Origin of the sequence: Oceanobacillus piezotolerans, from assembly GCF_003665065.1 — a bacterium.
Taxonomy (GTDB): domain Bacteria; phylum Bacillota; class Bacilli; order Bacillales; family Amphibacillaceae; genus Oceanobacillus; species Oceanobacillus piezotolerans.
The window spans coordinates 638439-651883 of record NZ_RCHR01000003.1; the positions used below are offsets into that span (position 1 = coordinate 638439).

Here is a 13445-nt window from a genome sequence, read left to right on the forward strand (position 1 = left end):
ATTAAAAAAAGGGGGAGGATGTGTTGGAACTTGAAGGTCAATCAAATAATTTTGACGGAAAAGGAAATCACAACAATGGAAATGCCATACATGGAGAAGAAGCGGATATAATAGACGTTGAACCCAATTCAAATCTTTCAATGCTTCCTTCATTTATGCTAGAGTGGATGGAAGAACATATCGATAACATCTTCTGTGTCTTAAGTGAGCAGGGGAAGGTCTTATTTGTCACCAAATCTGTTGAAAGGTTGTTAAGATACGAGTCTTCCGAATTAATTGGTAGGAGCTGGAATGAACTGATATCCGAAGAAGACGGTATATATATAACGAATGCTTATCGTAAATCAAAAGAAATTAAACAGAATTTCACCGTTCGGATGCTAGGTAAGTATAGGGAATACGTTCCGATTGGTTGTACCCTAACTAAGCTGCACGTTGAAGAAACGAGCCAAATATTTTATCTTGCACTATTGAAGGATAACACGTCCCTTAAGGAGGCGGAAGAAGTTCTCGTTCGCTCTGAGAAAATGTCTGTTGCTGGTCAGTTGGCAGCAGGTATTGCTCATGAAATAAGGAACCCATTGACGTCTATTAAAGGATTTCTTCAATTATTGCAAGCTGGTGTGAATCGCAAAGAAGAATATTTTAAAATCATGATAGATGAGATTGAAAAGATGGAAAAAATTACAACTGAGTTATTATTTATTTCAAAGCCATTAACTGATCATAAAGGCAGAGAAGCAATATCAGAGATGGTTTATGATATTGTGAGTTTATTAAGTCCTGAAGCAAAGTTGAAAAATATTGATATTATAGTAGATCCTTCTATACATGAAACTATTTACTGTGATAAATCTCAAATAAAACAAGTTTTGATCAACATAGTAAAGAATGCCATTGAAGCCATGGATGAAGCTGGGCAAATTACGATTTATATTGAAAACACTGAATATCATACCGAATTATGTGTTTGTGATGAAGGGCCAGGTGTCCCGGAGGAAATCATTCATAAATTGGGTGAGCCATTTTTTACAACAAAACAAAATGGGACTGGATTAGGCATCATGATAACGAAACGAATACTTGAAGCGCATCACGGGTCATTAATAATTGAAAGAAATGCCACGAAAGGTAGTACTTTTAAGCTGTTGTTTCCAAAATAATATACAGATGCAATCATTTACTTACTATTTTTTAGGTTTTGTATAAGTATTACTTATCGGAATACATAATATTTTAATATATGTTGACAATCATTAATTTATTGTTTTATACCTACAATTCCTATATTATAGAATTGTAGGTTATTATTTTTCTATTTTCAGAGATTCGGAAAATTTGTAATGCAGTTTTTGTCTTTCATCAATGAATAAAGTCAAAAAGGCATGAAAGGGGCAGTATGATGGGGAATAACAATGTTTTTAAAGCGAAAAAGCAATTTGATCTGAATGGGAAAACGTATAACTATTATGACCTAAAAGCATTAGAAGATGCTGGACTAGGTCAGGTTGCGCGTTTGCCTTTTTCTGTAAGGGTTTTATTAGAATCTGTTTTACGTCAGCATGATGGCCGACAAATTAAAGATGAGCATGTTAAAGCACTTGCCAAATGGGGATCCAGTGATGGAAAAGGTGTAGATGTACCGTTTAAGCCGTCTCGTGTTATCCTGCAGGACTTTACAGGAGTGCCGGCTGTAGTAGACTTAGCTTCCTTACGTAAAGCAATGGTTGACCTAGGAGGAAAACCGGAGGAAATTAATCCAGAAGTTCCAGTAGATTTAGTAATCGACCACTCCGTACAAGTGGATCAGTATGGAACAGCGAATGCGTTACGTGCCAATATGGACCTGGAATTTAAACGTAATGCAGAGCGCTATGAATTTTTAAACTGGGCTCAAAAAGCATTTGATAACTATCGTGCAGTTCCACCTGCTACAGGTATTGTTCACCAGGTGAACTTGGAGTATATTGCAAATGTTGTTCATGCAATTGAAACAGAAAATGGGGAGTACAACGCATTCCCGGATACACTAGTTGGTACCGATTCTCATACAACAATGATTAATGGTCTCGGTGTCCTTGGATGGGGTGTAGGCGGTATCGAAGCAGAAGCAGGTATGCTGGGTCAGCCTTCATATATGATGCAGCCTGAAGTAATTGGTGTGAAGTTTACCGGAAGCTTCCCGAATGGAACTACTGCTACAGACTTAGCTCTTAAAGTAACACAAGTATTGCGTGCGAAGAATGTAGTTGGTAAATTCGTTGAATATTTCGGACCTGGTTTAAAGGATATGCCACTTGCAGATCGCGCTACGATTTCCAACATGGCACCTGAATATGGAGCAACTTGTGGTTTCTTCCCTGTTGATGCGGAATCACTCAACTATCTGCGCTTAACAGGCCGCAGCGAGGAGCAAATTGATTTAGTTGAAAGATATTGTAAAGAAAACAATCTTTGGTATTCTTCTGATCAGCCAGATCCTGAATACACTGAAGTGGTAGAAATTAATTTATCAGAGCTTGAGCCAAACCTTTCAGGACCAAAACGCCCACAAGATTTGATTCCTTTATCACAAATGAAGGACGAGTTTAACAAGGCTATTACTGCTCCAGAAGGAAACCAAGGCTTTGGTTTAAATAAATCTGAATTTGATAAAGAAGTAACGGTAAACTTTAAGGATGGAAGAACTGCAACCATGCGTACGGGTTCTATTGCCATTGCTGCAATTACCTCTTGTACAAACACATCCAATCCTTATGTTATGCTTGGTGCTGGTTTAGTAGCGAAAAAAGCTGTTGAAAAAGGCTTAAAAGTGCCTGATTTTGTGAAGACTTCCTTAGCACCAGGATCAAAGGTTGTAACTCGTTATCTTGAGGACGCTGGACTTCAAACCTATCTTGACAAGTTAGGCTTTAACTTAGTTGGGTATGGTTGTACAACTTGTATCGGTAACTCTGGTCCATTACTGGAAGAAATCGAGCAGGCAATTCAAGACAGTGATTTAGTAGCAGCTTCTGTTCTATCTGGTAACCGTAACTTTGAAGGGCGGATTCACCCATTAGTTCGTGCAAACTACTTGGCATCTCCACCATTGGTAGTGGCTTATGCGTTGGCAGGAACTGTGGATATTGATCTGTCGAAAGATGCATTAGGTAAGGATTCAAACGGAAACCCGGTTTACATGAACGATATCTGGCCAACCATGGATGAAATCAAATCAGAAGTTCAAAGAGTGGTTACACCAGAAATCTTCCGTAAAGAATACGAAAATGTTTTTGATTCGAATGAAAAATGGAATGCAATCGATACGACAGATGAGCCATTGTTCAAATGGGATGATGAGTCAACTTATATTCAAAACCCACCATTCTTTGAAGGATTATCTAAAGATCCAGGTACAGTGAAGCCTTTAACTAGCCTTCGTGCAATTGGTAAATTTGGTGATTCTGTTACAACAGACCATATTTCTCCAGCCGGAGCAATTGCAAAAGATATGCCAGCAGGTAAATATTTGCAGGATAAAGGAGTTTCTCCTCGTAACTTTAACTCTTATGGTTCTCGTCGTGGTAACCATGAAGTAATGATGCGTGGTACATTTGCGAATATTCGAATTCGTAACCAATTAGCTCCTGGTACAGAGGGCGGTTATACAACTTATTGGCCAACTGGTGAAGTAATGCCTATCTATGATGCGGCGATGAAATATCAGGAAGATGGTACAGGACTTGCTATCTTAGCAGGAAAAGACTATGGAATGGGTTCATCTCGTGACTGGGCTGCCAAAGGTACGAACCTATTAGGAATTAAAACGGTTATCGCGGAAAGCTTCGAGCGTATTCACCGTTCTAACCTTGTGATGATGGGTGTGCTTCCGCTTCAATTCCAAAAAGGCGAAAGCGCAGAAACACTTGGCCTAACAGGTAAAGAATCATTTACTGTCGAAATTGATGAATCAGTGAAACCGCATGATGTAGTGAAAGTAACTGCAGTTGATGAAGAAAATGGAAAAGCAACTGTATTCAACGCTATTGTTCGCTTCGATAGTGAAGTAGAAATTGACTACTATCGTCATGGTGGTATCCTTCAAATGGTATTACGCAGCAAAGTTTCAGTTGGAGCGTAATTCCACTAACGAAAAAACGCGTTTGCACAAATTGTGCAAATGCGTTTTTTTGTTTTTTCGAGGATAGAAACTGCGGCTTAATTGACTAATAGTGGATGGATGCGCTACGGAAATACACTACGCTTTCCGCGGGCGCTGTTGTGCCTCCTCGAGACTAACGTCTCTGTGGGGTCTCAACTAGGCTTTTCATCCCGCAGGAGTCTCCGTGTATTTCCTCCGCTGGTATGGTGCTATAAAGGGAAAAACAACTCCACATATGATGGGATTGTAGCGGAGGGCAGTCGACTCCTGCGGGAAAAGCAACAAGCGAAGACCCCGCAGGAAGTGGTCTTCTTCCGAGGAGGCTGAGACGTTGCCCGCGGAAAGCGTACTGCCCGCAGCGGAAATCATTCGTATATTTCCATGGCTGTTTCCTTTTAATAAATATGACCAGGGCTATATTTATTCTTATTAAAAACAATAATATACTCCACCCTCTTATAATCAAATAAATGACTTTTTAACGAATTTTTCCATTAAACCCTTTACAATAGTGGGAATTATTCTTACGATTTAAATAGAGACATAATGGATTACTGCCTAGAGGAGAGGTTTTATGTATAAAAAGGTAATAGGATTCGGTGTTTTAATCGTGCTAATCGCTCTAATGATTACCAATTATATCGATCAGCAAAAGGTAGAAGAAGAGGAAAGCAATCTATATGACGTAACAGGTGATACCGGTGCCCAAGGAGCAATGATAAGTTCTGGAGATACAACCGGTATTGAAGTTGGTGAAACAGCACCAAATATAGAATTAGAAACAGTAGATGGAGAAACCTTTTCTTTAACAGATTTAAGAGGGAAAAAGGTGATCTTAAATTTCTGGGCAACATGGTGTCCGCCCTGCAGGGAAGAAATGCCGGAAATGCAGAAGTTCTATGATGAGCATAAAGATGAAGTGGAAGTAGTAGCAGTTAATTTAAGCGATACAGAGAATAATCTGCAAGATGTTCCTGACTATATTTCTCAATACGGATATACCTATCCCATTCCAATGGATAAAGAAGGCACAGTTGCCAGTGCATATAGTGTCATTACCGTCCCAACTACATACTTTATAGGAACAGATGGTGTCGTCCAGCAGGCCAGAAAGCTAGGGCCGATGGACTATGAATTTATGGAAGAAATGGTCGAAGCATTAAATTAATATAATAATTATAAAATTTTAAAGAAATGGCTATACTTCATATAAACAACTAAGGCTCACACCAGGTCAAACAGGTAACAGTCTTAGTTGGACTGATGCAGGTATGTGATTCCCTTACCTGCTAGAAAAAGGGAGTGAACTACCATTTCTTTGAAGAAGAAGATGTCGTTTGAAGAACTAGTTCAGGAAAATAGAAAGCAAATTCTAGAAGATCGTGCATTACTTGATAAAATAGAACAGAATTTAGAAATGAAAATGAACAGTTCTGTTAAGAAAGCTAGATAAAGTGAAACTTCACTCAGTGGGAAACTTTAACAACCCCCACTGAGTGTTAGTACCCAAGGGTATAGGCATGCCCTTGAACGAACCGGGCGTTTGGCTTTCTGTTAGTTACCCCAATTATTATTTTTTGTATTCTCACAAATTTTTTTTGAAGTGGGGGATACAGTCAGAAAAACTGCGCTTATAAGAGGAATACCTTTTTCAAAGGAAAGAGGTATTTTTTTATTTGTACAAAGGTTTTCATGAATAGTAAGCCGTTTTTTTGAAAGAATAAGGGTAGTTTGTGATGAAAGGAGCAATATCATTGACAAAAGATCAAAATAAACCAAACCCAGATGACCGTAGTGATAATGTAGAAAAGTTACAGAGCATGGTACAAGACACGATCCAGAATATCGAAAAAGCGGAAGAAACATTGGAACATTCAGATGGGTTGGATCGTGAAAAGATTATAGCCAAAAATGAACGCAGGGAAGAATCTATTGAGGCCATGCGTAAAGAAATAAAAGACGAATATCACCAGTAAATGGACAAAGACTTCTTATTTGATGAAATGAGAAGTCTTTTTCATTCCATCATTATTTCTGGTAGAATAGATTGGAGAGCAGGAGGTAGAGAAATTGAATAGGGTACGTACACCAATCGAAGTAAGATATCAGGAAACAGATCAAATGGGCGTTGTTTATCATGCAAATTATCTCGTTTGGTTTGAAATCGGAAGAACTAAATTCATTGAGCATTTGGGACTTAGCTATGCGGAAATGGAAAAAAGTAATGTCGTCTCACCAGTTATAGATTTAAATATATCTTATAAAAAACCGATCCGATATGGGGAGGATGCACATGTAGAAACATGGCTAATAGAATATGATGGAATTCGCACGGTTTATGGTTATGAGGTAATTGATGAGAATGGAGACACAGCAGTTACAGGTTCCTCTAAGCATGTGATTGTAAACAAGGAAACATTCCGCCCATTATCGTTAAGACGCTCATTTCCAGATTGGCATCAAGCATATCTAAAGCAGCTAGAAGGAGAATAATATGGCATTTGGACTTAAGCGTGATGAACTGAAGAAATGGAAGCAAAATGTTGAGAATGGTCAAATTGATATTCTTACCCATTTTTGGTTGGATGAACGCTTTCCTGGTAGTAAGACCGTTACAAAGGTAGGCTGTAATGATATAGAAAAGCTTAAGCAATGGGGCAGGAAATATGGCCTCTCTCCTGAATGGATTCATCGAGATCCAGTGCATCCGCATTTTGATTTATTCGGGGAGCAGCAGAAGAGAGTATTAATGGAAGAGGGAAGATGGGAGCAAATACGTAAGTTTAAATTATGAACTTAATCGCAAGCGCCCGTTTAGCGACGTACGGACTCGCACCACATGACCTCGAACTTCTCCTTCCGTAATAGATAGAGGTAGTTCGACTTGTTATCATACAGAGGTGAGGAAAGTCTCACTAGTCGCTGGCGCTAGAGCTGGAGTAGCCTTTCTATACATAGAATTAAACACAACTCATCAATAAATTTCCTAAGCAAAAAAGGCGGAATGGATCCGCCTTTTTACTCTTTTTTTTCTGGGACATAATCAACACCACCAGGATGAAAAGGGTGGCATTTACTGATTCGCTTGATACTTAAATATGCACCTTTAAAAACACCGAAGCGTTTAAAAGCTTCTAAGCTATACTGAGAGCAGGTGGGATAAAATCGACACGTTGCAGGTGTATAAGGGCTGATTGCATTCTGGTAGAATTTAATTAAACCTATAAATAGATATTTCATTCTCTTCCCCTTACTTTATTAAACCTTACATCCACTTGATTTTTGGTTCTGTGCCATTCCGAATTCGTTTAATATTTTCTTTGTGACGATAAAAAACAAACAACGTTAGCAAGGAAATAACAATAAGCAGACCAACATCTCGATAGAATAAGGATATAAGAATAGAGATGACTCCAGTAATCATAGATGATAGGGATACATATTTAGTTAGTTTTAAAGTTAGCAAGAAAGTGGTGATCATGATGACAAATAGCAGGGGATAAATTCCCAAGATAATCCCACCAGATGTCGCCACTGCCTTTCCGCCTTTAAACTTAGCAAATAATGGATATGTATGCCCGAGAACCGCGAATAAACCGATGATTAACCGGTTTACCTCTGCATCAAACAACAGTGGCAGAATGACAGCTAACGTTCCTTTTAAAATATCAGATAAAGTAACAATAATACCTGCTTTCTTACCTAAAACTCGAAAAGCATTGGTCGCTCCTAGATTGCCACTCCCATGCTCCCGTACATCTATATTATATCCCGCTTTTCCTACAACCAGTGCTGAGGGAATGGATCCTAACAAATAGGCAATAATAGCAAATATTGCATATTCCATATACTATCCTTCTTTCTATAAATATTGGCTATTAGCTATAAATCATAAAAGTTAATTCTTTTTTAAGGAAATAAGTATCTATGCTATAGTAGTAGTTAACAACTATTAAGATATATCAATGTGCCCATGAAAACAAGCATTTTCTTCATTTTTATCTAAATAACAGAAAGGAGTACAAACTTATGACTTGGGAAAATCCTTCAAAAGAAGAATTAAAAGAAATATTGGAGACTTCTAAAACCATCGCTGTTGTCGGATTATCCGATAACCCAGCTCGTACATCCTATCAAATTTCTAAGATTATGCAGCAGGAAGGCTACCGCATTATTCCGGTTAACCCGACTGTTGATGAGGTATTAGGGGAGAAAGCATACCCTTCATTAACAGCTGTTCCAGATCAAATTGATATCATAAACGTCTTCCGTCGTCCGGAATATTTACCGGAGATTGCAGAAGAAGCAGCAAAGACGAATGCACGTATCTTCTGGGCTCAACAGGGAATTGTCAATGAACAAGCATATCATTATTTAAAGGAACGAGACTTTACAGTAATCATGGATTTATGCATTAAGGTTGTACATGCCGTTTTAGTAAAATAATAAAGGTTCTACCGAGGGGATGACAACAGGTCATCCCTTTATATATGAAGAGATACTTACGGAAGAAATATAACCATTCTAAAAGAGAGAAAAAGTACCGTATTTATACAAACCGCATGAAATCAGGCTATGCAGAGCTTGAAAAAGTATAGTATACTAATAATCGGCTCTATTCAGAACAAATTTTCGTTTACTGTCATCATTTACAATATCAAACATTTGTTCTATATTATTAAATATAAATTGCTAGAAAAGGAAAATTGTGACATTGTAAGATATAAAAGTACAAGTACAAGAAAAACCAGCCTCTGTTATAAGGAAGAGGAATTCGGTTTCTCTATAAATTAAGTACGATCTAGGTGTACTTTTAGAGAGGGGAGAACAACTTGACGAAGCAATCTACACAGTACACAGACGACTCCATTCAAGTATTAGAAGGTCTAGAAGCGGTTAGAAAAAGACCTGGTATGTATATTGGAAGTACAGACAGCAAAGGCTTACATCACTTAGTATTTGAGATTGTCGATAATGCGGTGGATGAAGCGCTCTCTGGCTTTGGAAATGAAATCAATGTAACGATACATAAAGACAATAGTATTTCAGTTGAAGATAAGGGCAGAGGAATCCCTACCGGTATGCATAAAACAGGAGTGCCAACTACAGAAGTAATCTTTACCGTCCTTCACGCTGGCGGGAAATTTGGCCAAGGCGGATATAAGTCGAGTGGCGGATTACATGGAGTGGGGTCCTCTGTAGTTAATGCTTTATCTGAGTGGCTTGAGGTAACTATCCATCGCGATGGAAACATCTATTATCAAAAGTTCCATCATGGTGGTAAGCCCGCCAGTACATTAGAGACAAGAGGTAAAACGAGAAAAACTGGGACCACCATTCATTTTAAACCAGATCCGTCGATTTTCTCTACGACGGTTTATGATTATGAGATTATCGCTGAGCGCTTGCGTGAATCAGCGTTTTTATTAAAAGGATTAACGATCCACGTGAGAGATGAGCGCTCAGAACAAGAGGAAACATTTCAATATCCAAATGGAATCGAATCATTCGTTGATTATTTAAATGAAGAGAAAGACACACTTCATCCTGTTATTTCTTTTGAAGGAGAACAACAAGGTATTGAGGTGGAGTTTGCTTTTCAATTTAATGATGCTTACGCAGAAAATATGCTCTCTTTTGTCAATCACGTGCGGACAAGAGACGGTGGAACGCATGAGTCTGGAGCACGTACCGCAATTACAAGAACAATGAATGAGTATGCAAGAAAAATGGCACTATTAAAAGAAAAAGACAAAAATCTAGACGGTTCGGATATTCGTGAAGGAATGACTGCTGTTTTATCTGTGCGTGTCCCAGAGGATAAATTACAATTCGAAGGACAGACCAAAGGGAAATTAGGAACAATTGAAGCGAGAACGGTAGTAGATGCTGTTGTATCCGAACACTTAGCATACTTTATTGAAGAGAATGCAGAAGTTGCTACCATGCTGATTAAGAAGTCCATTCGTGCGAAGGAAGCGCGAGAAGCGGCGCGAAAAGCTAGAGAAGAAGCACGTACAGGTAAGAAGAGGCGAAGAAAAGAAACCCTTCTTAGCGGAAAGCTTACACCTGCTCAATCAAAGAATCCAAAGAAGAACGAATTATATCTTGTGGAGGGAGATTCTGCGGGCGGTTCAGCGAAGCAAGGGAGAGATCGTCGCTTCCAAGCTATTCTGCCACTTCGAGGAAAAGTTATTAATACCGAGAAAGCCAAGCTTCAGGATATTATGAAGAATGAAGAAATATCCACTATTATATATACCATTGGGGCGGGTGTCGGTGCGGAATTTAACGTAGAGGATTCCCAATACGATAAAGTGATTATAATGACAGATGCCGATACAGACGGTGCCCATATTCAGGTACTGCTCTTAACCTTCTTCTATCGCTATATGAGACCTTTAATTGAGGCAGGTAAGGTATATTTAGCAATGCCGCCATTATTCAAGATTTCCAAAGGGAAAGGTAAATCGGAGAAGATTGAATATGCCTGGAACGAAGAAGAAATGAAAAAGGCTGTCCAAAAATTTAAGAATGGTTATATCGTTCAGCGCTATAAAGGTCTCGGTGAGATGAATGCAGATCAATTATGGGAAACAACGATGGATCCAGAAACACGCACATTGGTACGTGTTTCAATCGATGATTTAACCCGTGCGGAGCGCAGAATTACGACGCTAATGGGCGATAAAGTAGAGCCACGCCGTAAATGGATTGAATCCCATGTTGAATTTGGCTTAGAAGAAGATGACACGATTTTAGATAACGATAAGATCTCAAAGAAATAAGGGGGAGTTGAAATGGCACAACCGGAACAGTTTCTCGACCTTCCATTAGAAGAGGTCATTGGTGACCGATTTGGAAGGTACAGTAAATACATTATACAAGACAGAGCACTACCTGATGCTAGAGATGGATTAAAGCCAGTTCAACGACGCATTCTGTTCGCTATGCATGTGGAGAGAAACACCCATGAAAAAGGTTTTCGTAAATCAGCGAAAACGGTTGGTAACGTAATCGGGAATTATCATCCACATGGGGATTCATCTGTTTATGAAGCGATGGTACGATTAAGCCAAGACTGGAAGATTCGTAATGTATTAATAGAGATGCATGGTAACAACGGGAGCATTGACGGCGACCCAGCTGCAGCAATGCGGTATACGGAAGCACGTCTCTCACCAATTTCTGCAGAACTACTGCGTGATATTGATAAAGAAACCGTTGATTTAATGCCTAACTTTGACGAAACGGCAATGGAACCAACTGTACTTCCAGCGAAGTTTCCGAATTTGCTAGTGAATGGCTCAACAGGTATTTCTGCTGGGTATGCAACAGATATTCCACCACATCATTTAGGTGAGGTCATTGATGCGGTTATTAAGAAAATTGATAAACCAGGTATAACCGTTGATGAGCTAATGCAGGTTATTAAAGGACCAGATTTTCCAACTGGTGGGATTATTCAGGGTGTAGAAGGAATTCGGAAAGCCTATGAAACAGGAAAAGGTAAAATTATCGTCCGTTCAAAAACTAGCATTGAAACAGTTCGTGGCGGAAATCGTCAGCAGATTATCGTAGATGAAATTCCGTATGAAGTGAATAAGGCCAATATGGTCAAGAAAATCGATGAACTGCGTCTTGACCGTAAAGTCGAGGGAATCCTCGAAGTTCGAGACGAAACGGATCGGACAGGATTACGGATCGTAATCGAGTTGAAGAAGGATATAAATGCAGAAGGTGTGTTGAATTATTTATTTAAAAATACCGATCTGCAAGTTACCTATCATTTCAATATGGTGGCCATTCAAGACAGGGCACCAAAGCTCCTCTCCTTACCAGAAATGCTTGATTCCTATATTCAGCATCAGAAGGATGTCGTAACACGATCGACGACATACGATTTGAAAAAGGCGAAAGACAGGTCTCATATTGTAGAGGGTCTTATTAAAGCCATTTCGATTCTTGATGAATTAATTGCTACGATTCGTGCATCAAAAGATAAATCAGATGCAAAAAGACAAATTATTGATAAATATGCTTTTACCGAGGCACAGGCAGAAGCAATTGTTATGCTGCAATTATATCGATTGACTAATACAGATATTACCGATTTGAAGAAAGAAGCGGAAGAATTACGAAAACATATTGAAGAATTAGAATCCATCCTTGGCAGTGAGAAAAAGTTACTGCAAACGATTAAGAATGATTTAAGGCAAATGAAGAAAAAGTTCGCTGATGAGCGCAGAACGAAAATTGAGGAAGAAATTCAAGAACTGAAAATCGATATTGAAGTGGTTATTCCTAGTGAAGACGTATTAGTGTCTATTTCTAAGGAAGGTTATGTGAAGCGCACAAGCCTGCGTTCCTATACCGCTTCGAATGGAGAAGATCTCGCTTTAAAAGAAGAAGATCACCTAGTCATTCTTGCTGAAATGAACACAACGGATAAGATGTTAATCTTTACCAATAAGGGCCGTTATGTTGTCATCCCTGTTCATGAACTGCCAGATATTCGCTGGAAAGATATTGGCCAGCATCTAAGTAACATTGCTAACTTGGAAAAAGAAGAGCACGTTGTAGAATGTTTACCAATTCGTGAATTCCCAGAAGACAGCTATCTTCTGTTCTTTACTAAGAATGGAATGGTAAAACGCAGTGAACTGAAGTTATATGATGCTAGTCGACATGCCAAACTGATGATTGCTTTGAATCTAAAGGACGACGATGAAGTTGTTAATGTCCATTTAACCAATGGACATTCTGATGTGTTTATTGCAACAGATAAGGGTTATGGATTATGGTATCATGAATCAGAAGTGAATGTAGTAGGTCAGCGCGCGGCTGGGGTGAAATCGATCCAATTGAAGGATGGGGAACAGGTAATTAGCGGGCAGATTTTTGATGATTTAACCGATCCTTCCCTCGTTCTGGTAACCCAGCGCGGAGCTGTGAAACGAATGAAATTAAGAGAATTTGAAAAGACTTCACGCGCAAAACGTGGACTTGTCATGCTGCGTGAGCTCAAATCGAAAAGTCATGAAGTGAAAGGTTTCTTTGCTTTACAAAAAAATGAGAGCATTTATTTACGAACTGCTGATGGAACCACGGAGCATGTCTTTCCATTAGAGTTAAAACATAGCGATCGGTACAGCAATGGCTCATTTGTAGTCGATACCGATACGCATGGCGAAGTAGAAGTGGTTTGGAAAGAAGCGGAATATAAAAAACCATTTGATGAATAGAATGAATAACTATGTAATAGGATATAGAGAGGGAATTTATTTCCATAAAACTGGGG

At 39.0% G+C, this 13445-nt stretch carries 12 protein-coding genes; 10 read left to right on the forward strand and 2 right to left on the reverse strand.

Annotation, left to right across the window (positions count from 1 at the left end):
- Nucleotides 1–23 precede the first annotated feature (23 nt).
- From D8M04_RS11225 to D8M04_RS11255, 7 genes are all read left to right on the forward strand, one after another.
- The gene (locus D8M04_RS11225; protein WP_246001184.1) at nucleotides 24–1163 is read left to right on the forward strand and encodes an ATP-binding protein; all 1140 of its coding nucleotides are present in this window, start codon (nucleotides 24–26) and stop codon (nucleotides 1161–1163) included.
- 239 nt (nucleotides 1164–1402) lie between these two features.
- On the forward strand, nucleotides 1403–4123 hold the full coding sequence (gene acnA / locus D8M04_RS11230; RefSeq protein WP_121523005.1) for an aconitate hydratase AcnA: 2721 nt from the start codon (nucleotides 1403–1405) through the stop codon (nucleotides 4121–4123).
- A 595-nt stretch (nucleotides 4124–4718) separates the two neighbouring features.
- On the forward strand, nucleotides 4719–5312 hold the full coding sequence (locus D8M04_RS11235) for a TlpA family protein disulfide reductase (protein ID WP_121523006.1): 594 nt from the start codon (nucleotides 4719–4721) through the stop codon (nucleotides 5310–5312).
- A gap of 150 nt (nucleotides 5313–5462) precedes the next feature.
- Nucleotides 5463–5597 carry an FbpB family small basic protein gene (locus tag D8M04_RS11240; protein ID WP_342772642.1) on the forward strand — a complete coding sequence of 45 codons (135 nt, stop codon included), beginning with the start codon at nucleotides 5463–5465 and terminating at the stop codon, nucleotides 5595–5597.
- 301 nt (nucleotides 5598–5898) lie between these two features.
- Nucleotides 5899–6120, forward strand: coding sequence for a small acid-soluble spore protein Tlp (tlp, locus tag D8M04_RS11245; RefSeq protein WP_246001186.1), 222 nt, complete (start codon nucleotides 5899–5901; stop codon nucleotides 6118–6120).
- A gap of 94 nt (nucleotides 6121–6214) precedes the next feature.
- Nucleotides 6215–6637: an acyl-CoA thioesterase gene (locus D8M04_RS11250; protein WP_121523009.1), complete on the forward strand. Its 423-nt coding sequence runs from the start codon at nucleotides 6215–6217 to the stop codon at nucleotides 6635–6637.
- A 1-nt stretch (nucleotide 6638) separates the two neighbouring features.
- The gene (locus D8M04_RS11255; RefSeq protein WP_121523010.1) at nucleotides 6639–6938 is read left to right on the forward strand and encodes a hypothetical protein; all 300 of its coding nucleotides are present in this window, start codon (nucleotides 6639–6641) and stop codon (nucleotides 6936–6938) included.
- Nucleotides 6939–7162: 224 nt separating this feature from the next.
- Here D8M04_RS11255 and yidD read toward each other — a convergent pair whose 3' ends face one another.
- Nucleotides 7163–7384: a membrane protein insertion efficiency factor YidD gene (gene yidD / locus D8M04_RS11260; RefSeq protein ID WP_121523011.1), complete on the reverse strand. Its 222-nt coding sequence runs from the start codon at nucleotides 7382–7384 to the stop codon at nucleotides 7163–7165.
- A 25-nt stretch (nucleotides 7385–7409) separates the two neighbouring features.
- The gene (plsY, locus tag D8M04_RS11265) at nucleotides 7410–7991 is read right to left on the reverse strand and encodes a glycerol-3-phosphate 1-O-acyltransferase PlsY (RefSeq protein WP_121523012.1); all 582 of its coding nucleotides are present in this window, start codon (nucleotides 7989–7991) and stop codon (nucleotides 7410–7412) included.
- 182 nt (nucleotides 7992–8173) lie between these two features.
- On the opposite strand from plsY, the gene D8M04_RS11270 reads away from it, so the two are divergent.
- From D8M04_RS11270 to parC, 3 genes are all read left to right on the forward strand, one after another.
- Nucleotides 8174–8590: a CoA-binding protein gene (locus D8M04_RS11270; protein WP_121523013.1), complete on the forward strand. Its 417-nt coding sequence runs from the start codon at nucleotides 8174–8176 to the stop codon at nucleotides 8588–8590.
- 386 nt (nucleotides 8591–8976) lie between these two features.
- Nucleotides 8977–10932, forward strand: coding sequence for a DNA topoisomerase IV subunit B (gene parE / locus D8M04_RS11275; protein ID WP_121523014.1), 1956 nt, complete (start codon nucleotides 8977–8979; stop codon nucleotides 10930–10932).
- Nucleotides 10933–10944: 12 nt separating this feature from the next.
- Nucleotides 10945–13389, forward strand: a complete 2445-nt coding sequence (gene parC / locus D8M04_RS11280; RefSeq protein WP_121523015.1) for a DNA topoisomerase IV subunit A — start codon at nucleotides 10945–10947, stop codon at nucleotides 13387–13389.
- Nucleotides 13390–13445 lie beyond the last annotated feature (56 nt).